Source organism: Novosphingobium sp. TK46, from assembly GCF_055361525.1.
Genome location: NZ_CM143963.1, coordinates 1,054,241 through 1,077,500, shown reverse-complemented (window position 1 = coordinate 1,077,500; position 23,260 = coordinate 1,054,241). Strand labels below are relative to the sequence as shown.

General features: G+C 61.4%; 18 protein-coding genes, 1 tRNA gene, 2 rRNA genes and 1 pseudogene. 13 read left to right on the top strand and 9 right to left on the bottom strand.

The features are described 5' to 3' along the window. Positions 1 to 54: 54 nt before the first annotated feature. The 3 genes from ACXJ1Z_RS04995 (at position 55) to ACXJ1Z_RS04985 (ending at position 3,531) form a co-directional block, all read left to right on the top strand. Positions 55 to 2,854: ribosomal RNA gene (locus ACXJ1Z_RS04995) — 23S ribosomal RNA — on the top strand. A gap of 141 nt (positions 2,855 to 2,995) precedes the next feature. Continuing rightward, positions 2,996 to 3,110 (top strand): 5S ribosomal RNA (gene rrf / locus ACXJ1Z_RS04990). 344 nt (positions 3,111 to 3,454) lie between these two features. Further along, positions 3,455 to 3,531 (top strand) — tRNA-Met (locus ACXJ1Z_RS04985). Between the two features lie 1,195 nt (positions 3,532 to 4,726). On the opposite strand, the gene ACXJ1Z_RS04980 is transcribed toward ACXJ1Z_RS04985, so the two are convergent. Further along, positions 4,727 to 5,086, bottom strand: coding sequence for a PilZ domain-containing protein (locus tag ACXJ1Z_RS04980; RefSeq protein WP_463779993.1), 360 nt, complete (start codon positions 5,084 to 5,086; stop codon positions 4,727 to 4,729). Between the two features lie 399 nt (positions 5,087 to 5,485). Between ACXJ1Z_RS04980 and sciP the strand changes: the two genes are divergently transcribed. The 4 genes and pseudogenes from sciP (at position 5,486) to ACXJ1Z_RS04960 (ending at position 7,360) form a co-directional block, all read left to right on the top strand. Beyond that, positions 5,486 to 5,788 carry a CtrA inhibitor SciP gene (gene sciP, locus ACXJ1Z_RS04975; protein ID WP_463779992.1) on the top strand — a complete coding sequence of 101 codons (303 nt, stop codon included), beginning with the start codon at positions 5,486 to 5,488 and terminating at the stop codon, positions 5,786 to 5,788. Between the two features lie 448 nt (positions 5,789 to 6,236). Beyond that, positions 6,237 to 6,479: pseudogene (locus ACXJ1Z_RS04970) on the top strand (TonB-dependent receptor domain-containing protein); the annotation flags it as partial. A 23-nt stretch (positions 6,480 to 6,502) separates the two neighbouring features. Next, positions 6,503 to 6,718 (top strand): hypothetical protein, encoded by a 216-nt coding sequence (locus tag ACXJ1Z_RS04965; RefSeq protein WP_463781297.1) that lies wholly within the window; start codon positions 6,503 to 6,505, stop codon positions 6,716 to 6,718. A gap of 270 nt (positions 6,719 to 6,988) precedes the next feature. Then, positions 6,989 to 7,360, top strand: coding sequence for a hypothetical protein (locus ACXJ1Z_RS04960; RefSeq protein ID WP_463779991.1), 372 nt, complete (start codon positions 6,989 to 6,991; stop codon positions 7,358 to 7,360). A gap of 30 nt (positions 7,361 to 7,390) precedes the next feature. Here the strand turns inward: ACXJ1Z_RS04960 and ACXJ1Z_RS04955 are convergent, their stop codons facing one another. Together ACXJ1Z_RS04955 and ACXJ1Z_RS04950 are read right to left on the bottom strand one after the other, a co-directional pair. Beyond that, a complete protein-coding gene (locus ACXJ1Z_RS04955) occupies positions 7,391 to 7,882 on the bottom strand; it encodes a PilZ domain-containing protein (RefSeq protein WP_463779988.1) in 492 nt (163 codons plus the stop codon). 94 nt (positions 7,883 to 7,976) lie between these two features. Continuing rightward, the gene (locus ACXJ1Z_RS04950) at positions 7,977 to 8,189 is read right to left on the bottom strand and encodes a hypothetical protein (protein WP_463779987.1); all 213 of its coding nucleotides are present in this window, start codon (positions 8,187 to 8,189) and stop codon (positions 7,977 to 7,979) included. 243 nt (positions 8,190 to 8,432) lie between these two features. Here ACXJ1Z_RS04950 and ACXJ1Z_RS04945 point away from each other — a divergent pair, with 243 nt between their 5' ends. Further along, complete coding sequence (locus tag ACXJ1Z_RS04945; protein WP_463781171.1) at positions 8,433 to 9,845, top strand: HD-GYP domain-containing protein; 1,413 nt, start codon at positions 8,433 to 8,435, stop codon at positions 9,843 to 9,845. Positions 9,846 to 9,933: 88 nt separating this feature from the next. On the opposite strand, the gene ACXJ1Z_RS04940 is transcribed toward ACXJ1Z_RS04945, so the two are convergent. After that, positions 9,934 to 10,962 (bottom strand): SRPBCC family protein, encoded by a 1,029-nt coding sequence (locus tag ACXJ1Z_RS04940; RefSeq protein ID WP_463779986.1) that lies wholly within the window; start codon positions 10,960 to 10,962, stop codon positions 9,934 to 9,936. Between the two features lie 249 nt (positions 10,963 to 11,211). Beyond that, positions 11,212 to 12,243, bottom strand: coding sequence for a zinc-dependent alcohol dehydrogenase family protein (locus ACXJ1Z_RS04935; protein ID WP_463779985.1), 1,032 nt, complete (start codon positions 12,241 to 12,243; stop codon positions 11,212 to 11,214). Positions 12,244 to 13,143: 900 nt separating this feature from the next. Here ACXJ1Z_RS04935 and ACXJ1Z_RS04930 point away from each other — a divergent pair. From ACXJ1Z_RS04930 to ACXJ1Z_RS04920, 3 genes are all read left to right on the top strand, one after another. Then, a complete protein-coding gene (locus ACXJ1Z_RS04930) occupies positions 13,144 to 13,716 on the top strand; it encodes a DedA family protein (RefSeq protein WP_463779984.1) in 573 nt (190 codons plus the stop codon). Between the two features lie 117 nt (positions 13,717 to 13,833). Further along, positions 13,834 to 14,286 carry a hypothetical protein gene (locus ACXJ1Z_RS04925; RefSeq protein ID WP_463779982.1) on the top strand — a complete coding sequence of 151 codons (453 nt, stop codon included), beginning with the start codon at positions 13,834 to 13,836 and terminating at the stop codon, positions 14,284 to 14,286. A 113-nt stretch (positions 14,287 to 14,399) separates the two neighbouring features. Beyond that, a complete protein-coding gene (locus tag ACXJ1Z_RS04920; protein WP_463779981.1) occupies positions 14,400 to 15,104 on the top strand; it encodes a glutamine amidotransferase in 705 nt (234 codons plus the stop codon). Positions 15,105 to 15,108: 4 nt separating this feature from the next. Here the strand turns inward: ACXJ1Z_RS04920 and ACXJ1Z_RS04915 are convergent, their stop codons facing one another. After that, on the bottom strand, positions 15,109 to 16,494 hold the full coding sequence (locus tag ACXJ1Z_RS04915; protein ID WP_463779980.1) for a glutamate--cysteine ligase: 1,386 nt from the start codon (positions 16,492 to 16,494) through the stop codon (positions 15,109 to 15,111). Between the two features lie 11 nt (positions 16,495 to 16,505). Beyond that, positions 16,506 to 17,282 carry a 16S rRNA (uracil(1498)-N(3))-methyltransferase gene (locus tag ACXJ1Z_RS04910; RefSeq protein ID WP_463779978.1) on the bottom strand — a complete coding sequence of 259 codons (777 nt, stop codon included), beginning with the start codon at positions 17,280 to 17,282 and terminating at the stop codon, positions 16,506 to 16,508. Between the two features lie 50 nt (positions 17,283 to 17,332). Here ACXJ1Z_RS04910 and ubiA point away from each other — a divergent pair, with 50 nt between their 5' ends. Beyond that, complete coding sequence (gene ubiA / locus ACXJ1Z_RS04905) at positions 17,333 to 18,232, top strand: 4-hydroxybenzoate octaprenyltransferase (protein ID WP_463779976.1); 900 nt, start codon at positions 17,333 to 17,335, stop codon at positions 18,230 to 18,232. Positions 18,233 to 18,235: 3 nt separating this feature from the next. After that, positions 18,236 to 18,892, top strand: coding sequence for an SOS response-associated peptidase (locus ACXJ1Z_RS04900; RefSeq protein WP_463779975.1), 657 nt, complete (start codon positions 18,236 to 18,238; stop codon positions 18,890 to 18,892). Positions 18,893 to 18,899: 7 nt separating this feature from the next. Here the strand turns inward: ACXJ1Z_RS04900 and ACXJ1Z_RS04895 are convergent, their stop codons facing one another. Then, the gene (locus tag ACXJ1Z_RS04895) at positions 18,900 to 21,533 is read right to left on the bottom strand and encodes a hybrid sensor histidine kinase/response regulator (RefSeq protein ID WP_463781170.1); all 2,634 of its coding nucleotides are present in this window, start codon (positions 21,531 to 21,533) and stop codon (positions 18,900 to 18,902) included. A gap of 71 nt (positions 21,534 to 21,604) precedes the next feature. After that, a complete protein-coding gene (locus tag ACXJ1Z_RS04890; RefSeq protein ID WP_463779974.1) occupies positions 21,605 to 23,107 on the bottom strand; it encodes an ATPase domain-containing protein in 1,503 nt (500 codons plus the stop codon). Positions 23,108 to 23,260 lie beyond the last annotated feature (153 nt).

The window sequence follows — 23,260 nt, the reverse complement described above, 5'->3', positions numbered from 1 at the left end:
CATCTATTACAGCGCAGTTTCTATGCAGGGCTGTCGTTGATGGTGTGGATTTCTCAAGCGTGAGGTAAGAGCATTTGGTGGATGCCTTGGCATGTACAGGCGATGAAGGACGTGGCACGCTGCGATAAGCGTCGGGGAGTTGTGAGCAAACTTTGATCCGGCGATTTCCGAATGGGGAAACCCACCTTCACCATTTCTCTCGATGGTTGGTCTTCGGACCAGTTATTGAGCGAGGTGGACAAGGTATCACCGAGCTGAATAAAATAGGCTTGGTGAAGCGAACCCGGGGAACTGAAACATCTAAGTACCCGGAGGAAAAGACATCAACCGAGATTCCGTTAGTAGTGGCGAGCGAACGCGGACCAGGCCAGTGCCTTCATTTCAACTAGCAGAACACTTTGGGAAGAGTGGCCATAGCGGGTGACAGCCCCGTATGCGAAAGTGATAATGAAGGACTCGAGTAGGGCGGGACACGTGAAATCCTGTCTGAACATGGGGGGACCACCCTCCAAGCCTAAATACTCGTACATGACCGATAGCGAACTAGTACCGTGAGGGAAAGGTGAAAAGCACCCCGATGAGGGGAGTGAAACAGTACCTGAAACCGAATGCTTACAATCAGTTGGAGCCTCTTTAGGGGGTGACAGCGTACCTCTTGCATAATGGGTCAGTGACTTAATCTGTCGAGCAAGCTTAAGCCGTTAGGTGTAGGCGCAGCGAAAGCGAGTCTGAATAGGGCGACTGAGTTCGACGGATTAGACCCGAAACCCGGCGATCTAGGCATGACCAGGTTGAAGGTGCGGTAACACGCACTGGAGGACCGAACCGTTGAATGTTGAAAAATTCTCGGATGAGTTGTGTTTAGGGGTGAAAGGCCAATCAAGCCGGGAAATAGCTGGTTCTCCGCGAAATCTATTGAGGTAGAGCGTCGGATGTATGCCGTTGGGGGTAGAGCACTGGATGGGCTAGGGGGTCGCGAGATCTACCAAACCTAACCAAACTCCGAATACCAACGAGACTTATCCGGCAGACAGACGGCGGGTGCTAAGGTCCGTCGTCAAAAGGGAAACAGCCCTAACCTACAGCTAAGGTCCCCAAGTCATCACTAAGTGGGAAAGCATGTGGAAGTCCCAAAACAACCAGGAGGTTGGCTTAGAAGCAGCCATCCTTTAAAGAAAGCGTAACAGCTCACTGGTCTAAATAAGGGTTTCTGCGGCGAAAATGTAACGGGGCTCAAGTGATGCACCGAAGCTTAGGGTGTGATCGTTTACGATCACGCGGTAGCGGAGCGTTCCGTAAGCGGATGAAGCGGGAGGGTAACCGACCGTGGACGTATCGGAAGTGCGAATGCTGACATGAGTAGCGATAAAGAGGGTGAGACACCCTCTCGCCGAAAGACCAAGGGTTCCTGCTTAAAGCTAATCTGAGCAGGGTGAGCCGGCCCCTAAGACGAGCCCGAAGGGGGTAGTCGATGGGAACCACGTTAATATTCGTGGGCCTGGTGGTGTGTGACGGATCATGTGTGTTGTCTGGCCTTATTGGATTGGTCAGGCTTCGAAATGGTTCCAGGAAATAGCCCCACCGTATAGACCGTACCCGAAACCGACACAGGTGGTCAGGTAGAGTATACCAAGGCGTTTGAGAGAAGTATCCTGAAGGAACTCGGCAAATTGCCTCCGTACCTTCGGAAGAAGGAGGCCCTCTCACCGGGCAACCGGTGTGGAGGGGGCACAGGCCAGGGGGTAGCGACTGTTTAGCAAAAACACAGGACTCTGCTAAGTCGGCTTCAAGACGACGTATAGGGTCTGACGCCTGCCCGGTGCTCGAAGGTTAAGAGGAGGAGTGCAAGCTCCGAATTGAAGCCCGAGTAAACGGCGGCCGTAACTATAACGGTCCTAAGGTAGCGAAATTCCTTGTCGGGTAAGTTCCGACCTGCACGAATGGCGTAACGACTTCCCCACTGTCTCCAGGATATGCTCAGCGAAATTGAATTCTCCGTGAAGATGCGGAGTACCCGCGGTTAGACGGAAAGACCCCGTGCACCTTTACTGCAGCTTCAGAGTGGCATTAGGAAGAAATTGTGTAGCATAGGTGGGAGGCTTTGAAGCGTCGGCGCCAGCTGACGTGGAGCCATAGGTGAAATACCACCCTGTTTGTTTCTGATGTCTAACCTCGTACCGTAAGCCGGTACAGGGACCCTCTGTGGCGGGTAGTTTGACTGGGGCGGTCGCCTCCTAAAGAGTAACGGAGGCGCGCGATGGTAGGCTCAGGACGGTTGGAAACCGTCTGCAAGAGTGCAATGGCATAAGCCTGCCTGACTGCGAGACTGACGAGTCGAGCAGAGACGAAAGTCGGTCATAGTGATCCGGTGGTCCCTCGTGGAAGGGCCATCGCTCAACGGATAAAAGGTACGCCGGGGATAACAGGCTGATGATTCCCAAGAGCTCATATCGACGGAATCGTTTGGCACCTCGATGTCGGCTCATCACATCCTGGGGCTGGAGCAGGTCCCAAGGGTTTGGCTGTTCGCCAATTAAAGTGGTACGTGAGCTGGGTTCAGAACGTCGCGAGACAGTTTGGTCCCTATCTGCCGTGGGCGTCGATACTTGAGAGGAGTTGTCCCTAGTACGAGAGGACCGGGATGAACATGCCTCTGGTGTACCTGTCGTTCCGCCAGGAGCGCAGCAGGGTAGCTATGCATGGACGGGATAACCGCTGAAAGCATCTAAGCGGGAAGCCTCCCTCGAGATTAGGTATCATCGAGTCGTGATAGACCATCACGTTGATAGGCCGGGTGTAGAAGTGCGGTAACGCATGGAGCTAACCGGTCCTAATCACTCTGTTCATGCTTGTGGAAATTCGCACCATCAATGACAGCCCTGCCTGACAGCAGCGCAAACCGTCATCGGTACGGACGATAAACCAGCCAGACACATCATCTAATCCAGCACGGGCCATCGATTAAAAACCCATACGAAACGCGCCAGCTCCATTGCTTGGTGACCATAGCGTCAGTGACCCACCCGATCCCATCTCGAACTCGGCCGTGAAACCTGACAGCGCCAATGGTACTACCGCTCAAGCGTTGGAAGAGTAGGACGTCGCCAGGCATTGAAGCCGGCGCGCTTCGTATCGGATAAAAACCCATTCACATGACAAGGGCGTCACCGCCCGCAAAACAGGGCCGCTCCAGATATCCTGGCGAGGCCCTGTTCGCGTCGGATCAAGACACCCAACCTTGGGCTGAAACATTCAGCCCACACGGTGACGCGGGGGTGAGCAGCCCGCCGTCCAGACCGACATCGTCGGGATGGGCCGACAAACAACTGCTTCCGGGCTGACCACTCAGCCCACACGGTGACGCGGGGTGGAGCAGCCCGCCGTCCAGACCGACATCGTCGGGATGGACCGACAAACAACTGCTTCCGGGCTGACCACTCAGCCCACACGGTGACGCGGGGTGGAGCAGCCCGGTAGCTCGTCAGGCTCATAACCTGAAGGTCGTAGGTTCAAATCCTACCCCCGCAACCACCGTTCTAAAACTCCACGCGCCGCCCCTCAGGGCGGCGTTGTCGTTTACAGCCCAGAACACCAGATCCGCGACATCAGTGACAACCCCCGGGCTCTAAGCCGTCGAAGCCATCGGGGGCGATCGGCACCCTCCATCAAGGCCGTTCATAAATCCGACGCGTCTATCCGGATTGGCTCCTAGCTAGCGGCTCGCGCTAAGCGACAGCCCTCTACGTCACAGTGAGCGAACTCGGGGTGTCAACAAGGTCCTCGCGAGGTAATTCGCTTCGAAGCACCCGTCTTCCTGTGTCCTCTTGGTACATCGGGTGGTTATATCGGTTCTAACCATCTGGTGGTGATGCCTGCTTAGTCGCAGTGCGAACCGATAAGCCGTTGGATGAGACCGTTCATGGCGTTCTTGCCGTGGTAGTCGTGGATGTGGTCCGTCCAAATCCTTAGCTGGGTGTTTGTGGCGGGATGCTATTGATGATGTCCGTAGTGTGAGACGTTTGCTGCCAAAGGCTGATTTGCCGTTGTCTTGCGGCAGCAGCAGTTAAGCGCCCATGCTTGTCTTTCGTTCACTCTGTAGAACCGCATGCCATAACGGACTGAATAGGCTGCGAGCGCTGTAAGTTCTGCTACTCGGCGCAAACACATCAGGGCAACCTGCTACTGGACATAGGTGTCATTTGCAGCCGGTGAAACATGTTGCCATCACTTCGACCATCGACCCGCTGGTCCCACAGGAGGCGCCGGCGCGCTTCTCCTCAATGGTCCGGCCAATGATGTCCAGTTTTATAATATTGATGATCGCGATTGGAAGATGGAGCAGCGTCCCATCGGCGACCCACCCCGATCATTGGTAGGACAAAACCTTAGCATCTTGTAAAATCGAACGTTCAGGGTGCGAAGACCGCGCTGGCGAATGTCCGTTCAGGATAGGCGGGAACAGCTTGTTCTTCGCAATCACGATGCCGCCGGGTTTGACGTCCCTGTGCGCAAAATTCGCATTTATGAGATCGCCGTGATCACGGGCCACATAGCTGCCGGCTGCTTGGCATCACTCGGCGATCCACGCGGTGCGATGGTTCGTGCTGTTCTTGCCACTCGTCCGGCAGATGCGGTCTGCAGGAGAAACCATAGCTGTTAGGAGTGGACGAGATGCTTACGCACGTAGCGCGCCAAACCAGCACAAATTCGAGTTGCTCCAGATCCCTTAGCCGTCGCCTAGGTATCGCGGCGATGGATCAATCCAGCCTAGGAGCAACCGCTCGAACTCGGTGGCATCGAAGATTTGAGAAAACGCACAACCAACGACGCCACCTTCCCACCACACGACCTCGGCTTCCAGCGGTGGCATTCCAGGCAGGCTGAGCCAACATCGTGCACCGGGAACAAGCCTCGTCATCGCGATGGCGGAGAAGCCTGAGAGTGAGATGTTCCGGGTTGTCGTAACTAGACGCTTACCGCCGACTGGGCGTAGATAGCCAGGTATGGAAACCTTGATGCGGTGTGCCGAGCGATCTTCCTGTGTCACGAACTCGTATGTGCTTAAATCCGACGTAGTCTTGATCATCGAGCGCGATCCCATGCGACCCATCCGTTGATGGCGACTCACACATAGCACGATTTATTTACGTAATGTTGTTGGTCGCTTGCACGGAACATTTTGCCGCTCTCCGGGAACTTTTTGCCTAGTTTGTGGTTTAGGCGATACATCCGACCTCCGGTGTGATGATCCGAATACTGTTCAAGTAATTCAGATGCATTGTTGCCAGTTTGAGATGTCTAAACTCCAAGCAGTGGCCGTGGACTTATAACTTGGCGAAGCTTTGCACGCGTCGTGGCAGCCCCGTCTTGGTTAACTTGAATGTTAACCAGCCCATGTAGTTTGTTTTTAACTTTTTCCCCCCAAAAAGGACGGCATCAGGCATTTTGCTGAATATATCCGGCGAATGGCGGAGGGAAATTTGCTATGTTTGAAGTTATACGTGAAGTTGTTGGTCCTCGCGGTGAAGTTCTTCGAGAAGAAGATCTGCCCGGTCAAGGCACGACGCGTTGGGTCGCGCGGCGCAAGGCGGAGGTAGTAGCTGCGGTAAACGGTGGCCTTCTGACGGTACGCCAAGCGTGCGATCGCTACCAGTTGTCGCTTGAGGAGCTTGTCTCATGGCAGCGAGCTGTTGATCGCGATGGCATGGGCGGTTTGCGGGTAACAAGGACCCAACAACTGCGGGCCCAACATGAACGCACTGAGCGGTCTCGCGCGTTTGTGGGCTGAGCGTTTCACAAACCACGCTGCCGCGGCGATCGAGGACTTCTATGCTTTTGCAAAGATGTCCCGAGTTCGATTGATCCGGTTTGCAGGCGACCAGATCGATGGTCTTGGCAGACGTACGCAGCGGCAAAATAGCCGTGTGAGGAGCGCCACGTCCCAATTGGCACTGATTACTCGGGCCGATCCGCAACGATGAATTATTCCGAGGCAGCCTTCTTCCAGGGCATGGCCGTGGCGCATGTCGTTGCATGGGAAGATCATCAGCGCATTCTTGCTCTCGCCAAGCGATGTCGAGCCAGAGGGCGTGAGCGCGAACGCGAGATGCGACGCCAGGAAAGCAGCGCATCCCGCCGCAAAGTTGCGCCCTCTCACTCTGCAGACGCATCACGTGTGCAAACGCGTGTATTGAGGCCGGTATGCTAACGTTAGCAGTCGTGAGGGATCCTGCTGTGTGATCTTTTCGTTTTCCTCAGTGCAGAATTCTGAATCGGACCATGAAGCGCAGATCGGCAAGCTGCTGCTTGGGTTTGCGGGCCGTGGTGAGAGCTATTTTGACTTCCGCGAGACCGGTACCGGGAAGTTCTCTGCTCGCTATGACATCGCGGACAGCTTCGCGTTGCGCGGCACCGCCTCGACCGGCTTTCGCGGGCCATCGCTGCAGCAGCAGTTCGACACGCTCACGCAGCCGCAGGTACCAACATCGGCGGCGGCGCGACGGTGGTCGATACCGGCATTTTCCCCCCGAACAGGCCGCACGCGGCGGCGCTGGGCGGCAAGCCGCTCGACGCCGAGAAGTCGTTCAATTTCTCGGGCGGCTACGTCTTTCGGGCGGGCGGGTTCGACCGCACGGTCGACGCATGCCGCATCAAGTTGTGCAACCAGCTCGCGCTGTCCGACAATATCGGCACGTGGCGGAAGCACGCTTCTTCGTGAATGGCATCCGATCGACCACCATGGGCATCTCCCTCGTCGCGTAGTATCGCCTGACAACGGATGCGGCCGGCAACCTCGACTTCACGGTTGCGGGCAACATCCGACGTGACGCTGACCCGCGTGCGCACGGCGCTGGCACGATCACCGTACCCGCGCTGCTCGGCAAGCTACGCATCGTCGGCATCGAAGATGAGACGCCGGGCGAGAAGCTGACGGAGCAGGTCGACTGGACCAAGTCAGGCTTCGGCGGCCTGCTGCGCGCGATGTCCTATGGCAGCATCACCCAACCGGCTTGACTATCCCGAGACGGGAAAGCACGTCATAGTCGATGCCGGCCTGCGCGCGCCGCTGTTCGGCAAGTCCAACGTGGCGATCGGCGTCAACAATCTGTTCGACGTCTATCCCGAGCGCGTTCCTGACATCAACGTGATCAACCGCAACGACGGTGGCACCGCTTTCCCGTATTTATTCGCCGGTCGGCTTCAACGGCCGCTTCCTTTACGCGGGCGTGAACCTGACTTGCGAAACAAGCGGCAGCATTCGTTTAGAAGTGTGGACTGGCAGCGGTCGCGCAGGGCGATCCAGCGTGTTGCCGCAGGGGTGAGGCAAGTCGGTCAATCCAACAGAGCTTTACGAAGGTAGATGGAGCGGCTGCCTGACCGGTGCAGGTCCTCAGCCGCCAAGCGCAATGCGCACCGTTGCCGACACCCCCCCTAACACGTTACTGACAATGCTGAACACCGCCACTGCGGCGCAAGCTCCGGCGCCTCCGATCGCGGCAAACTGAAAAGCGCTCGCGAACCTCTGGCTCCGCTCCGCGCGAGCATCGATCGCTCGTCTGGCATTATTGCGCCGCTCTGCCTGGTTGATGACTACAGCAGGGTCGGGCCGCTTGATCAGGCGTGGCTCGCTGACGATATCCTTGGCGCTCAGCCGATCCTGAGACCTTAGGCCAAGATACTCATCGCGTGACCAGATGACCCTGGCCACGATCGTCAAGGTGCCGCGGCGTACCTCGACGTAGCTACCCCTTCCAAGACCACACGGCGCTCTCATCATCAGCCCGTGCGAGGACACGTTCAGGATTGTAACGTCGATCCACTCGGCACCGGTGTGCATGCGGGCCGCAACACTGACGGGCGACCGAGGCTCGCGAGCCTTCATGACCTGTTGCCGAAGATCGCCATTCAACCGCGATAACGGTGCATCGGTTTAGAACCACCGAACTTAGCCACCGTAGTTGTACTAGGTGCGCGAATCAGGGAGACGTCGCGTCAGGCAGACCCGGCAAGATCGCCCATACCCCACCCGCATTCCTAGCCACCGTGAATACAAAATGGCCGTCCTGCAGAACCCGTGCCTTGTTCCAGCCCTGGCCATATATCTCATTCAGCAACTCGCGAGGTCCGTCCGCTATCAGCTCTTCGGGCTCGAAGTCGTGTTCGTCGGGAATCAGAGAATAAATCGGCATTGCACCCTCGGCTTGTTTGCCATTCCGAACCGACAGGGATCGGACCGGTTCCGCGACGAGGGGCGTCACGATGGTCGGTTTGCGTGTAACTCCAGCGCGATGTTTCTGCAGGTGCACCTTGTCAGGTGCGGATCCGGGGCGTCGACATTGCGGCGCTGCGGGCAGAATAAGCGCTTAAGGATTAACCGTTTTTACGTCGGTTCATGGTTAGGCCTCCATAGGACTTCATCGTGGGTGGCCTGTATGTTTGCGTATTCCTCGTCTGACTTCGTTTCCAGTGCCACCACGACACAAACCACGCTGGCCGAGATCATGGGCGCGTTTTCCTATGCTCTCGACCTGACCGAAGGGCAGCCTGCTGGTCATAGCTTGCGGTCCTGCTGGATCGGCAGCCGCATCGCTCAGGCAATCGGCCTGTCTGCCGAGGATCGGCGTACGGTTTACTACACGGTGATGTTGAAGGACCTTGGTTGCAGCAGCAACGCAGCCCGGATTGCGGAACTGTATCTGACCGATGATCGCAGCTTCAAGCGCGACTTCAAGCTGGTGAACGAGGGATTGGGCCCTGTCCTGAAGTTCGTCTTCGCAAAGACAGGCGCTGGCTGGCCGCTTGGAAAGCGCGCCAAGGCGATCGCCACCATCTTGCGCAACGGTCCGGAGATCGCGCGATCATTGATCGAGACGCGCTGCACCCAGGGCGCAGATATCGCACGCCGGTTGCGCTTCCCCGAAGCCGTGGCACAAGGCATTGCCGCACTCGACGAGCACTGGGATGGCGGTGGCAAGCCGCTTGGGTTGCATGGCGACGAGATACCGCTCGCGGCCCGGGTCGCTCTTCTGGCTCAAGTGGCCGAGGTGTTTTTCACCAACGCGGGACCGTCGACCGCGATCGCCGAAATCGCACGCCATCGCGGTGGCTGGTTCGATCCTGCCCTATGCGATGCCTTCAGAACGATTTCTGCCGACCCCGCCTTCTGGGCCGATGTCGCATCGAGCGATCTTCCCGCCCGCATCCTGGCGCTTGAACCAGAACAAGGCAGGATCGCGGTCGACGAGGACTATCTCGACGATATCGCAACGGCCTTCGGGCAGGTCATAGACGCAAAGAGCCCTTACACGGGTGGCCACAGCGAGCGGGTGGGATACTACTGCGACGCGGTGGCTGCAGAAGTCGGCATCGCACCTGAAGCTCGGCGACGTCTGCGCCGCGCTGCCATCTTGCACGATGTCGGCAAGCTGGCGGTAAGCAGCGCGGTTCTGGAGAAGCCGGGCAAGCTCGACGATGCCGAATGGGAGATCATGCGCAGCCACGCTGGGCACACGGCCGAGATCCTCGGGCGTATCGGCCCGATGCGCGACATGGCGATGATCGCAGCGGCGCACCACGAGCGACTAGACGGACGCGGGTATCCTCTTGGTCTCGATGGCGCGATGATCTCGAGCGAATCCCGCATCATCACGGTTTGCGACTTCTACGATGCGCTTACCGCCGATCGGCCTTACCGCGCCGCCATGTCCGTCGACAAAGCACTCGGCATCATGGCCCCAGAGTGTGGGCGCGCCATCGATGACGGTTGCTTTGCCGCGCTTAAGACCGTCGTCACCAATGGACGGGCGATCATACCGCTTCCGGTGATTTCGCCAGTCCTTTCGTGAGAGGCCAGTCCTTTCGTGAGAGGCCAGTCCTTTTCGTGAGCGTCCGTGTTCTCAGCTGAGCTCTGATCGTGCTGTGCGCTCCAGGGTATCAACCAGGCGGCGCATCATCTGCTTCGGCACGATCCTTGATTATAGCCAGGACGTTTTTCTCGATGTCGCCCAAGAGGATTTCGCCCCAGATCTGCGAATAAGGATTAAGGTGCGTCTTGGCGATATAATGGGTTCGAAGTGTCAGCAGCGTGGTTGAAGGGTTCAATCGGGTCACGGTATAATCGCCGGTGCTGATCTTCAGGAATGGCCCGTCGGGCGAGATGTGTCTATCGGTGTAGTCCTGCAGCGAATTATTGCCGAAGCGGAACGTCCATCCCAGGCGGCGGCCGGGCGCCCATTCGGTGATACGTTCTTCGAAGTTGATCGTGTCTCCCCAATAGGCTGTCCGAATGGCGCCGACGCCTTCGCCTGCAAGCGCGGTCCGACGAGGGCGGGCTAGTCCGAGAACGTTCTGGGTGAAGTTCCAGCGGCCTTCGTCCTTGCGGATGTGGTCATTGGCCAACATGTAGGGCCAAATGGTCGCAGGCGTGGCGTGGATGACGATGGAGCGAGTCAACGTGACCGGCTGATCGACGACAGGAATCTGACTTTCGAAACCGCCGCACAGCAAGGGTAGAAACAGGAGTGATGCGTTGAGGCGGGAACGCGCCGCATGTCTCTGGCGGAGCCGGCGCAGAAGGAAGGCCCCGATCCAACCGGAGAGTATCCAGATCGGAGCAAGCATGATCAGGCAGATGACGCCCTCGCGCAGGAACACGGCCGATGCCAAACTCACGATGGCGACGAAGACTGGCGAAACCCACAAGTAAAAGGACCGTGGTCTGCTATCGTCGGGATCGCCAACATAGCAGATCAGCGCGCATAGGTAGGCGGGTAGAACAGCCAGAAACCAGAAGCTGGCAAAGGCGACGTTGATCGCCTTGGTGGCATCGATGACGATATAGGCGCTGATCGCGATCGCAAGCGCAAGGGTGAGACCGGCGAAGAGACGCCTGTGCCGCCGCACGATGAGTGCAACCCTAGTCATACGATGAACTCCGGTTTGGTCCCGCCTTTCGGCGACCAAGTTGCGCGCTCGAATTCATGGTCCGGCTTCGACAGGCGCGGGGCGCGCTACGCGAGGTCGTCGTCGTCTTCGTTGATCCCGCGTCATGACCAAGATCACGAAAGGGCGACCACGCCAAGAGGTACCTCGGGTGATCGAGCGCAGCTCCGATATTGGCATTGCCGCACAGATTGCCCCCGGCTGCCTCGTCACGATGGCATTCGGCATGTTGCCGGGGCAGAACACGCGTCCAAGGCGATGGCATCGCCATCAGATATCGATGCAGATCTTGCCGAACTGATCGCCTGATTTCAGGCGGCGGAAGGCATCCGCCAAGTGCTCAAGCGAGAAACTGCTGTCGATCACCGGTCGAATGGTGTGCGCATCGATTGCGCGGATCATGTCGATCTGGTCACGACGACTTCCGACCGTGACCGCCTGCAGCTTGAGCCGCTTGGCCTGCACTATGGCAAAGGGCATCGTGTCGATGTCGAACCCGCCGACTGCACCGATGATGGCGATGTGACCGCCGGTGCGAGCCGCGACGAAGCTCTGGCCGATCGTGTGGGGGCCACCGACCTCGATCACATGCTCGGCACCACGCCCGTCGGTAAGGGCGAGAACGGCATCGCCCCATTTCTCGACCTCGCGATAGTTGATCAGGTGGTCGGCGCCCAGAACTGCGAGCTTCGCCAGTTTCTCGTCGCTGGAGGAGGTGGCGATGACGGTGGCGCCGGCCATCTTGGCGAACTGCAGCGCGAACAGCGATACGCCTCCCGTGCCTTGCACGACCACGACGTCGCCGGGCTTTACCTGACCGTCGGTGATGACGGCGCGCCAGGCGGTGACGCCCGCGCAGGTCAACGTCGCCGCCTCCGCATGGCCCCAGCCGCGCGGGGCATGGGTGAAGTGGGTGGCAGGGCGGGTCGTCAGCGCGCACGCGAAGCCATCCGCAGGTGCACCTGGGGCATTGTCGAGGTCGCTGCGATCCATGTGACCATCAAGCCATTTGGGATGGAAGGTGGAAACCACCGCATCTCCGACCGCGAACTGCGTGACCTGTGGTCCCACCGCGACAACCTCGCCTGCACCATCGGATAACGGAATCAGGCCGTCCTGCGCGGGAAAGACGCCGTTGACGACCAAAGCGTCGCGAAAGTTCAACGACGCGCCGCCGATGCGGACCTGGATTTCGCCTGCGGCCGGCGCTGGCACAGTGATGGTTTCGAGCTTGAGATTTTCGAGGCTTGCCGGATGATTGAGGCGCATGGCCCGGGCGGCTTGCGTGTCGGGCGTTGGCATGAATCAAGAGCCTGTGATGTCTGGGGGGCGCCGTCGATTACGATGGCGCATCGGTGCGCGCCACCCATTTGTCAGGTGGTCACGTCCGGCCGGCGCACCATGCTCGGCGCAATGGCGTTATTGTGCGTGATGCCGACGTGCCTGATGGCGAATGTCCTGCTTCAGGCGGACGGGCGGTCCGTCTGCTCGTCCTTGCGGTGGGCCTGGCTGTGGCGACCATCGATGCGGACAGGTACGTCCCCGTTCACGGTGGCGCGGCACAGCTCGTGCGCCTTGGCCGAATGCGGGTTCGGCAGGCAGGGGAAATCCGCGTCGCTGCCGTACTGCGGGTGCGCGCGGGGCTGGATCGTATTCGAATGACGTGGAGGGAATCCGCCGGGGCGCTGGCATGGGGCGCACGACTCTGCGGGAGCCAGGAGAGAGTTATCTACGAGCCTGGCTGGCGCGAGAGCGATGACGTCGGGCAGCCGACGCCCCGGGGAAACCTATCGAGATTCAGTCTGATACATTCGCATCGTTTCACCTCATGTTGAGGGGAACACGAAGCCTGGCGCCGTCGCCTTAGCATCGCGCGCTTTAGCCATTTGTAACGCGGGGCAAGCTGCTTCCCATTCAAAAACCGCGGGTCAGGATCTTGCCGCACGGTGGCCTGACCATCCATTCCGTGCTTATGTCTATCTAGCGCGTAGATATTGCGCAGGTCAACCCATAGCTTTGCTTTGCGACAGTGTAGGGTGAGTTGTCAGGTTGCCGCCGCCGCACCTACGCGGCTGATTTCTGCACGCATCGGCTACCCCCAAGCCTGTCGTTCGGCTAGGAGTCCCGCTGGAACGATCGCCAGTCATCATGGGCGGTGGTGATGGCAGAGGCGGCATTCTCGATGTTTGTGGATCGCGGCGTGTGACCATCGAAGCCATCATGGCGCACTATGGCGTCCTGGCCTTGTTCCTGGGGGCGGGGATCGAGGGTGAGACGGTCGTGGTGCTGGGAGGCGTGATGGTCCATCGCGGCGCCATCCCCTTCGGTACGGCAATCGCGGCGGCCGCCTTGGGCTCGTTTGTCGCGGACCAGATATTCTTTTCGCTCGGCCGGCATTTTCGCGACCACCGCTTTGTCAGGCGATGGCAAGCCAAGCCTGCCTTCAGCCGGGCACTGGCTGCGTTCGAGAAGCATCCGACGCTGTTCGTTTTCGGGTTCCGCTTCCTCTACGGCCTGCGCACGGTAAGCCCGATCGCAATCGGTACGACCACCCTCGCACTGTCCCGGTTCATGGTGATCAATGCGTTGGCGGCGGTGGTCTGGGCCGTGGTTTTCGTAACGCTGGGCTACTTTTTCGGCCATGCGGTGGAAGCGGCGTTCGGCCATATCCGCGATGCGAGCCACGTGCTGTTGCCGGCACTGGCGCTGCTTCTGGTCGTGGGCGGGATCGTCCACCATGTCCGGCGCAAGCGTGATAACGCGACCGCCGAGTAGGAACTGCGCAATCGGCTCGATCCGGCAGATGACGGACGCACATCGATGTTAGGCTTGTCCTAACCGAAAACCGAGCGGTAAGGCTCTGGACTTGTATTCCGAGCGACCGGAAATCGAATGCTGAGCAAGGCCGAGCAGGCATCTTTCAACCTCGAAGAAGCGCGCAGCCTGCGCGCGCAAGGGCTTTCCTATCGGGCGATCCGCCGCCGGATGGCGATCAGCCCTGCGCAGCTTGGCCATATCCGCCGCGCGCTCAAGAGGGAGAAAGCTGCTCGCACGAGGCTTGCCAAGAAGGCGCCGATGGCCTCCGATCGAGAACTTCCGGTTGCCCAGTCGGTGCTTCCGCCCGGCTTGCGCCGGAGCCTGGTTGCGGCAGGTTTGCACACGCTTGGCGACGTGGCCGACAGAGTGGCGGATGCCGATAGGCCCGGGTTGCAGGCGCTGCCCGGTGTCGGCCCCCACAAGGCCCGTCTTGTCATGGCCTTGCTGGAGCACTTCGCGTTGCTGCCGGAATGTGGCGACCTGCAGGCCAGCATCGAAAGCCTGTTTCCAGAATTCGGCGCCGATTGACCCTTCAATCAAGCCTCGATGTCGGTCGAAACATAATTGTCGACCATGGCGCTTGAATTTGGTCCGGCATCGTCCCTACTCTGTCCGGCCATTGACCATCTTCCTGGATCGTGATGCCCCGCAAGACCGCTCTCATCATCCGCCATGTCCCTCATGAAGGCGTCGCCGGATACCGTGATCCGATCGAGGCGGCGGGGTATGTGGTGGATCGCATCGATGTGGCCGATCCCGCGTTCGCCACACTCGACCTGACGCGGCACGATCTGCTGATCATGATGGGCGGACCGATGGGCGTGTACGAGCAGGAGCGGTATCCATGGATCGCCTGCCAGCAACGGCGGCTCGCGGCGCGACTGGCCGTTGACCGGCCAACGCTGGGGGTATGCTTCGGAGCGCAGATGATCGCCGCGGCCATGGGCGCCCAAGTCTACCCCGGTCCCGCCAAGGAAGTCGGGTTCCATCCCGTGCGGGTGCACGACAATGCTGCGGGAGGCCCTTTGCGCCATGTGATCGACGTACCCGTGCTGCATTGGCATGGCGATACGTTCACGCTGCCCGATGGCGTCGAGTTGCTGGCATCGAGCCACCTCTACGAACACCAGGCCTTTTCCCGTGGATCGAACATCCTCGCGCTGCAGTTTCACGCGGAGATGGGCCTGGACGAACGTTTCGAGGCGTGGATGGACCAGTGGCCCGAGGCGGTGGTCGAAGCCGGCGGCGACGAGGCCAGCCTGCGCGCGGCGCACGATACGCATGGCCCCGGCGCGGTGGCGGCGGGGCAGGCGATGATCGCGGAGTGGCTGGAAGGCCTGCGCTAGGGGATCAGAAACGCTCTTCGTAGACGCGCGTAATGTCGCCGGCCCATGCGCCCTCGTACTTGTCGAGCAGGCGCTGTGCCGGGACTTTGCCCGACTTCGCGATCTCGGCCAGCGGCGCCAGAAACCCGGTCTCGTCCTCGCCCATCGAGTTCAGGCGCTTGCGCGCAACGAGGCCAGAGCGCGAGATATCGATCACCTCGGCGGCGATGTCCTTCAAGGTGCCGCCGCCGGGCAGCGGCGCGTCAAGGCCGAGCCGGGGCACTTCGCTGCGCAGGCGCTCGCGCCCGTCGATGTCCCAGCCCTTGACCAGATCCCATGCGGCATCGAGCGCACCCTGGTCGTATAGCAGACCCACCCAGAACGCCGGCAGCGCGCAGATCGTGCTCCAGGGGCCACCATCGGCACCGCGCATTTCGAGGAACGACTTCAATCGGACTTCGGGAAACGCGGTGGAGAGATGGTCCGTCCAGTCGCTCATGCGCGGCAACTCGCCGGGCAGGACCGAGAGCTTGCCCGCCATGAAGTCGCGGAATGACAGGCCGGAGGCGTCGATGTACTTGCCGTCGCGGAACACGAAGTACATCGGCACGTCGAGCATGTAGTCGACATAGCGCTCGTAGCCGAAACCCTCGTCGAAGACGAACGGCAGCATGCCGGTGCGCTGTGGGTCGGTGTCGGACCAGATGTGGCTGCGATACGAAAGCATGCCGTTCGGCTTGCCTTCGGTGAACGGAGAGTTGGCGAACAGCGCCGTCGCCAGTGGCTGCAAGGCCAGCGACGTGCGGAACTTTTGCGCCATGTCCGCCTCGCTCGAATAATCGAGATTGACCTGGATGGTGCAGGTGCGCAGCATCATGTCGAGGCCCATCGAGCCTACGCGCGGCATGTGCCGCAGCATGATGGCATAACGGCCCTTGGGCATGATCGGCAGTTCGGCGCGGGTCTTGTCCGGCCACATGCCCAGCCCCAGAAAGCCCAGGCCCAGCTTGTCGCCGATCGCCTTGACCTGCTCGAGGTGGCGCCCAGTTTCGCTGCAGGTCTGGTGCAGGTTTTCTAGCGGCGCGCCCGACAGTTCGAGCTGGCCGGCAGGTTCCAGGCTGACATTGCCGTCGGCGCCTTTCAGCGCGATGACGTTGGTGGTGCCGTCGGGGCCGATCTCCTCGATCGGGGTCCAGCCGAATTCCTCCAGACCCTTCAACAGATCGCGGATGCCGCCAGGCTCGTCGTAGGAAGGCGCGCGGTGGTCGGCGAGACGATAGACCTGCTTCTCGTGCTCGGTGCCGATCCGCCAGCGCTCGCGCGGCTTTTCGCCGGCGGCCATCGGCTCGGCAAGTTGGGATACGGTCTCGATCACCGGATCGTCGCGATCCGATTCCTCACGGGTGCTCATGGCCTGAGCCGTTAAGCGAGCGGCAATTGTTGCGCCAGCGAATTGTGCCAGTCGCCCACGGTTCCCATCCACAAGGCCGTTCCCGCGATCGCCGCCGTCTCGGCGCGCAGGATGCGCGGACCGAGGCCGATGGGGTGGGCCTGGGGCAAGGCGCGAATGGCGTCCCGCTCGCTGTCGTCGAAGCCGCCCTCCGGTCCGATGAGCAGCGCTGCGGGGCCAGCGTGCGCGGCAAAGGCCGTGGCGGCTGGATCACCTCCGTTTTCGTCGGCAAAAAACAGAGTGCGCTTCTGCGGCCAGTCACGCAGCATCGCCTCGAGTCGCACGACGGCGCAAACCTCGGGCAGGGCGGTCCGGGCGCATTGCTCTGCCGCTTCGGTGACGATGGTACGAGCGCGCTCGTCGTTGAGCTTGTCGGCTACGCACCGGCGCGTGACGAGCGGCTGGATGCGCCGTACGCCAAGCTCGGTGGCCTTTTCGAGTACAAGATCGAAATTCGGCTTCTTGAGCAGCGCGGTGCACAGCCAGAAGTCGGGCACGTCCTCACGCGGGCGCGATCGCTCCCGTACGATGAGCGAGACGCCGCGCTTGCCCGCCTCGGCCACTTGCGCCACCCATTCGCCGGTTTCGTCGTCGCAAAGGACGACGGCGTCGCCGCTGACGATCCGCATCACGCGCGACAGGTAATGCGCCTGTGGTCCCTCGATCGCTACCGCACCCCCTTCGGCAAGGGGACCGGGAACGAACAGGCGCGGCGCGCTCTTGGGAGGCCAGGCGGGGGTGGCAGACATGCAGCCGCACCTAGCGGATCGGATCGGCTGCCGCTATCTCCCCGAACGATATGTCCCAGATCGTACCCGACACGCAGCACCGCGGGCTGGTTTCCGCGCTGCCGCCCACTTTGCGCGACCTGGCGCTGCTGGCGCGCTTCGACCGGCCGATCGGCTGGTGGCTGTTGTTCTGGCCGGGCGCTTGGGGCGTGGCCCTGGCGGGCGGTGGGGATCGCTGGGGCCTGATCGCCTGGTTGCTGCTGGGATCGATCGCCATGCGGGGGGCGGGCTGCGTCTATAACGACATCGTCGATGCCGACATCGATCGCCAGGTCGCGCGCACCGCCGCGCGCCCGGTTGCCAGCGGACGGATCGGCAGGAAGCTGGCGTGGGCCTGGCTGCTCGCACTGTGCCTGGTGGGACTGGTCGTGCTGCTGCAGTTGCGCTGGCAGGCGCAACTGGTGGCACTGGCCAGCGTGGCGCCGGTCGCCGCCTACCCCTTCATGAAGCGCATCACCTGGTGGCCACAGGCGTGGCTGGGACTGGTCTTTTCCTGGGCGGCGCTGGTCGGCTGGGTCGAGGTGCGCGCGGATGGCCTGCCCGCGCTCGCCTTGCTCTATGCCGGTTCAATCGCCTGGGTGATCGGCTACGACACGATCTATGCGCTGCAGGACCGCGAAGACGATGCGCTCGTCGGAGTGCGATCCTCGGCTTTGCGCATGGGGAGCCACGTGCGCGGTGGTGTCGCCACGTTCTATGGTGTTGCCGTCGCCAGCTGGGCGGCGGCGTTCTGGCTGGTACGGCCGGACTGGCTGGCGTTGCTCGCGCTGGTGCCGATGGCGCTGCACTTGCTGTGGCAAGTGGCGACGCTGGAAGTGGCGAGTGACGGCAACGCGCTCGATCGCTTTCGTGCCAACCGTTTCGCCGGTCTGCTGATGACGCTGGCGTGCTGGGTGGTCGGGAACGCCTGAGCCATGTGCAATCTCTATCGCATGACCAAGGGCGTGGCCGAGGTCGCGCGGCTGTTCGAAGTGCTGCCCGATACCGGCGCCAACCATGCCGAGGAAATCTATCCCGGCTATCCCGGGCTGGTCGTCGCCGAAGGTAAGGCGCGCGCGATGACGTGGGGCTTCCCGCTGGTGCTGAAAGGGCGACAGGGCCAGCCGCTGAAACCCAAGCCGGTGACCAACGCGCGCGACGACAAGCTGCTGACCGGCTTCTGGCTGCCCAGCTTCAAGACCCGCCGCTGCCTGATCCCCGTCGACGCCTGGGCCGAAGCCGAAGGCAAGCGCGGCCACATGACCCGGACCTGGTACACGCCGGCGGGTGCGGAGACGTTCGCTGTCGCGGGGCTGTGGCGCCCGACCGACGAGTGGGGCGATGCCTACACTATGGTGATGACCGATGCCTCTTCGCAGATGGTCGATGTGCATGACCGGATGCCGGTGCTGCTCGCACGCGACGACTGGGAACGCTGGACCGATGGCAGCGCCGACGAGGCACTGGCGCTGTGTCGCAGTCGCGACGTGGAACTCGGCGTCGAGCGAACCGGCGAGCGCTGGGCCAGCGAACCGGTTGCCACGCCGCCGGTCGAGGGGCCGCGCGAGCAATGGTTGCCGGGCTTGTTCTAGCGGGTCGCTAGATCTGTTCGAGCGATGCAGCCAGTTCGTCGGCGCGGAATGGTTTGGCAAGGCGTGGCAGATCGGGTTCCAGCCCGTCGTTCTCGGCATAGCCCGATACGAGCAGCACTGGCAGGCTCGGGCGTTCGGCGCGTATGATGCGGGCGAGCTCCACCCCGGTCATGCCCGGCATCATGTGGTCGGTAACGAGCAGGTCGAAGGTCTCGTCACGATGGATAAGATCGAGCGCTTCCTCTGCCGAAGCGGTTTCGACCACCTGATAGCCAAGGTCGGTAAGCATGTCGGCCGTGCTCATGCGGACGAGCTGCTCGTCGTCGACCAGCAAGGCGCGGCCACGGCTTGAAGGTTCGGCGATGGTCCTCGCGGTCTCGGTCGCCACCGGCGCGGCCCCGCGTGCCTGGGGAAGCCACAATTCGATCGAGGTGCCGACCCCGACCTGACTGTCTATGCGCAATGCGCCGCCCAGCTGCGAGGCAAGCCCGTGGACCATCGAGAGCCCGAGGCCGGTGCCCTTGCCGATGCCTTTCGTCGAGTAGAATGGCTCGACCGCGCGCGCGAGGGTCGTTTCATCCATGCCCGTACCGTTGTCGGCAACCGAGAGGCGGATGTAGCGCCCGGTCCGCAAATCGTCGTGAGCGGTCGTCACCTCGTCGGCCATCGCCGCGATGCGCAAGGTGCCGCCCTCCGGCATCGCGTCGCGCGCGTTCACCGCCAGGTTGAGCAGCGCCATCTCGAGCTGGTTGGGATCGACCATCGCCGCAGGCAAGCCGGGTGCCGTGTCGATCTGCAGCTTGATCTTGGGGCCAGTGGTGCTCTCCACCAGGCTGGACATGCCCGCGACCAGCGTGGCCAGATCGACCGGGACGGCTTGCAGCGGTTGTCGGCGGGCGAACGCGAGCAGGCGCTGAACCAGCACCCTGGCGCGTTCTGCCGATTGCATGGCGCCGTTGATCAGGCGCTGTTCGCGCTCGCCACCAAGACCACGTCGACGCAAGAGGTCGAGGCTGCCGACGATCGGGGTAAGCAGATTGTTGAAATCGTGCGCGACGCCGCCGGTCAACTGACCCATCGCTTCCATCTTCTGGCTCTGGCGCAAGGCCTCCTGCGCGGCATCCAGCGCGGCGGTCTGCTCCTTGTCGGCGGTGATGTCGCGCGCGATGCAATAGAAGAAGTCGTCCTCCAGCGTCACCGACCACGCCAGCCAGCGGTAGGAACCATCGCGTGCGCGGAAACGGTTCTCGAACAGGAAAGCCGGGGAGTCCGTGCGCGAGGCGTCGAATGCCGCCGACATCGTCCGCTCGTCATCGGGATGGATGAGGTCGGAGAAGTGCTTGGCCGCGATCTCATCGGCCGACCAGCCCAGAACGCGCTGCCATGCCGGATTGGTGCGGAAAAAATAGCCGTCGCCATCGGCGATGCCGAACAGATCCTGGCTGAGGCGCCACGTACGGTCCAGTTCGGCCGATCGCTCGGCGACCTGTCCTTCCAGCGTCTCGTTCATCCGGCGCAGGCGTTCGCGCGCGTTGCGCTGCTCCGACACGTCGTGGAACAGCACCGCGACATGTCTTTCCTCGGGATAGTCGATGCGAAACGCATAGACGTCGAACCAGCGACCCGCCTCTGCCGACCCCACCTCGAACCGCTCGGGGACGCCGGTGTCGACAATCCGGGCGTAGCGCTGGTACCAGGATTCCTCCACGCTAGGCGCCAGGCTGCGCAATTGCTTGCCAGGTGCGTCAGTAATCCGCGAGTGTCGCTCGAACGCAGGGTTCGCTTCGATGATGCGCAGGTCCGTCCCGCCTCGGGGATCGTCGCGACACACCTCGATCACGCAGAAACCCGATTCGATCGTCTCGAACAGGGTGCGGTACCGCGATTCACTGGCGCGTAGCGCAATCTCGGCGTTGCGACGTCCGGTGACGTCCTGGAATATAACCGCCACTTCGCGCCGCTCCGGCGGCTCGATGCGGAATGCTGCGAGTTCGAGATGGCGTCCGTTCACTTCCAGCTCGCGTTCGAAGCGCGCCGGCTCACCGGTCACCAGGACGCGACGGTAGATCTCGATCCAGTCATCCGCTTCATCGAGGACGACTTCGCGCACGCGCTTGCCCACGACCTGCGTAATTCCGGCGTGGCGCTCGTATGCGGGATTGGCCTGAACGTGGATATAGTCGCTCAAGGGACCATGCGGGCCATCGATGAACTCGATGATGCAGAACCCTTCGTCCATCGTATCGAAGAGCATGCGATACCGCTCTTCGCTCTCACGAAGGGCGATCAGTCGGGCCCGCGCCTCGTACTGGCGGCGGCGGCCACGGATCGCCGAACGCGCGAGACTGAGCAGGGTAGTAGGATGAAATGGTCGCTCAAGGAAGGTGACGTTCCCGAGCAGTTCCAGATTGCGTGCGGCCGCCGGGTTGCGTTCCAGCCCACCACCACGGTTGGTAAGCAGCACGAAGGGCAGATCCGACCATTCCGCCTGGCGCGCCAGCCAGCCCGACAACTCGCGCATGTCGGCGGTCGCGATCGCCTCCTCCGTGACGACCACGAACGCCGCACCCGTATCGAGCTCGGCGATAAGGTCTGCGATGGACGTGCAGGCGGTGGCATCGATGCTTGCCTCGCCCAGCATTGCCACCGCCAGCGCCGCATCGCGACCGCGCGGCGCCACGACCAGCGCCCGCTCCGACAGAGTGGTACGGTTCAAACGTCCTCACCGGTGAGCAATCCCGTGCCCGATGGCGCCGCATTTTCGCCGACGATGATCGGCACGCCACGCAGGATGCCCTGAAACTGCTTGAGCGGCGGTCCGAGAGAGACGCCGCCCGCGCCGATCTGGTATTCGCGGATGGTATCCTCATGCGCGCCGGTGCGCTTCTTCACGATCGAAATCGCGCGTCGGACACGGCCTGTCGCCTCGAAATAACGTAGCAGAACCACTGTATCGGCGAGATAGGTGACATCCACGGGCGACTTCATATCGCCGACCAGCCCGTGCTGAGCGACAGTGAGGAATGTCGTCGCGCCCTTGCGGTTCAGGTATTGCAGCAATTCGTGGATGTGTAGCACCAGCGCAAATTCGCCCGGCATAGCTGCCTGGTAGCCGTTGAGGCTGTCGATCACGACTGTTCGCGCATCGCTGGATTCTACGCAGGAGCGCACCCGTTCTGCAAATTCGCCTGGCGTCAGTTCGGCGGCATCCACTTGTTCCAGCACCAGCGAGCCGGAATCGACCATGGTTTGCAGGTCGATGCCGACCTTCTTGGCGCGTTCGATCAGCAAGCCCAATTCCTCATCGAAGACGAACATCGCCGCGCGTTCGCCGCGCTCGATCGCGTTCTGGATGAAAGTGAGCATGATGATCGACTTGCCGGTCCCCGCGGGGCCGAGCACGAGCACGCTCGATCCGCGCTCGACGCCGCCGCCGAGCAACGCATCGAACTCGGGCAGGCCGGTGCCGAACGCGTCACGACTGAACGAGCCACGATGTTCTGCGGAGACGAGTCTGGGGAACACGTGGACGCCGCCGGTACGGATCGCGAAGTCATGGTATCCACCGCGATAGCGGCGCCCACGATACTTGATCACGCGCAAGCGTCGCCTTTCGGCGCCATAGTCGGGCGCAAGTTCTTCCAGCCGGATCACGCCATGCGCCACCGAATGGACGGTCTTGTCGTTGGTATCGCTCGTCATGTCGTCAAGCATCAGCACGGTCGCGTTCTGATGCGCGAAGTAATGCTTCAGAGCGAGGATCTGGCGGCGATACCGCAGCGAGCTTTGCGCCAGCAGGCGGATCTCGGACAAGCTGTCGAGCACGACACGATCGGGTCGCGTACGTTCGAAAGTCTCGAAAATGCGCCGGGTGGTCTCGCCCAGTTCGAGGTCCGAGGAATAAAGCAGGCTTTGCTGTTGTTCCTCGTCGAGCAGGCTTTCAGGCGGGACCAACTCGTAGATTTCGATCCCGTCCAGAACCCATCCATGCGACACGGCGCTCGCCCGAAGTTCGTCCTCGGTTTCTGACAAGGTGATATACAGGCAGCGTTCGCCCAGCGCCGCCCCTGTCAGCAGATATTGCAAGGCAATCGTCGTCTTTCCCGCGCCGGGGCTGCCTTCGATAAGGTAGGCTCGGCCGCGTGCAAAGCCGCCTTTTAGTACGTCATCGAGACCGACGACTCCGGTCGCAGCATCGTGCGGGACAGGCTGCATTCTTCTCTCCGCAAGTGAGCGCCCCAATGATCGGAACCCCCGTCAGCCTCCATGCGCTATTTATGGGCTGCAGCACAACACCTTACCCCCGATAGTGCCACGCCGGTGCAACGCCGCCAGCGACCCATACAGATCGAAATGCGCGAGACAACC

What these genes read in the sequence shown, in the direction of transcription:
- ACXJ1Z_RS04980 (WP_463779993.1), bottom strand. Translation starts at nt 5,086, where the DNA reads ATGATCAAGACTACGTCGGATTTAAGCACATACGAGTTCGTGACACAG.
- sciP (WP_463779992.1), top strand. Translation starts at nt 5,486, where the DNA reads ATGTTTGAAGTTATACGTGAAGTTGTTGGTCCTCGCGGTGAAGTTCTT.
- ACXJ1Z_RS04960 (WP_463779991.1), top strand. Translation starts at nt 6,989, where the DNA reads ATGGCAGCATCACCCAACCGGCTTGACTATCCCGAGACGGGAAAGCAC.
- ACXJ1Z_RS04955 (WP_463779988.1), bottom strand. Translation starts at nt 7,882, where the DNA reads ATGAAGGCTCGCGAGCCTCGGTCGCCCGTCAGTGTTGCGGCCCGCATG.
- ACXJ1Z_RS04950 (WP_463779987.1), bottom strand. Translation starts at nt 8,189, where the DNA reads ATGCCGATTTATTCTCTGATTCCCGACGAACACGACTTCGAGCCCGAA.
- ACXJ1Z_RS04945 (WP_463781171.1), top strand. Translation starts at nt 8,433, where the DNA reads ATGTTTGCGTATTCCTCGTCTGACTTCGTTTCCAGTGCCACCACGACA.
- ACXJ1Z_RS04935 (WP_463779985.1), bottom strand. Translation starts at nt 12,243, where the DNA reads ATGCCAACGCCCGACACGCAAGCCGCCCGGGCCATGCGCCTCAATCAT.
- ACXJ1Z_RS04925 (WP_463779982.1), top strand. Translation starts at nt 13,834, where the DNA reads ATGCTGAGCAAGGCCGAGCAGGCATCTTTCAACCTCGAAGAAGCGCGC.
- ACXJ1Z_RS04920 (WP_463779981.1), top strand. Translation starts at nt 14,400, where the DNA reads ATGCCCCGCAAGACCGCTCTCATCATCCGCCATGTCCCTCATGAAGGC.
- ACXJ1Z_RS04915 (WP_463779980.1), bottom strand. Translation starts at nt 16,494, where the DNA reads ATGAGCACCCGTGAGGAATCGGATCGCGACGATCCGGTGATCGAGACC.
- ACXJ1Z_RS04910 (WP_463779978.1), bottom strand. Translation starts at nt 17,282, where the DNA reads ATGTCTGCCACCCCCGCCTGGCCTCCCAAGAGCGCGCCGCGCCTGTTC.
- ubiA (WP_463779976.1), top strand. Translation starts at nt 17,333, where the DNA reads ATGTCCCAGATCGTACCCGACACGCAGCACCGCGGGCTGGTTTCCGCG.
- ACXJ1Z_RS04900 (WP_463779975.1), top strand. Translation starts at nt 18,236, where the DNA reads ATGTGCAATCTCTATCGCATGACCAAGGGCGTGGCCGAGGTCGCGCGG.
- ACXJ1Z_RS04895 (WP_463781170.1), bottom strand. Translation starts at nt 21,533, where the DNA reads ATGCTGGGCGAGGCAAGCATCGATGCCACCGCCTGCACGTCCATCGCA.
- ACXJ1Z_RS04890 (WP_463779974.1), bottom strand. Translation starts at nt 23,107, where the DNA reads ATGCAGCCTGTCCCGCACGATGCTGCGACCGGAGTCGTCGGTCTCGAT.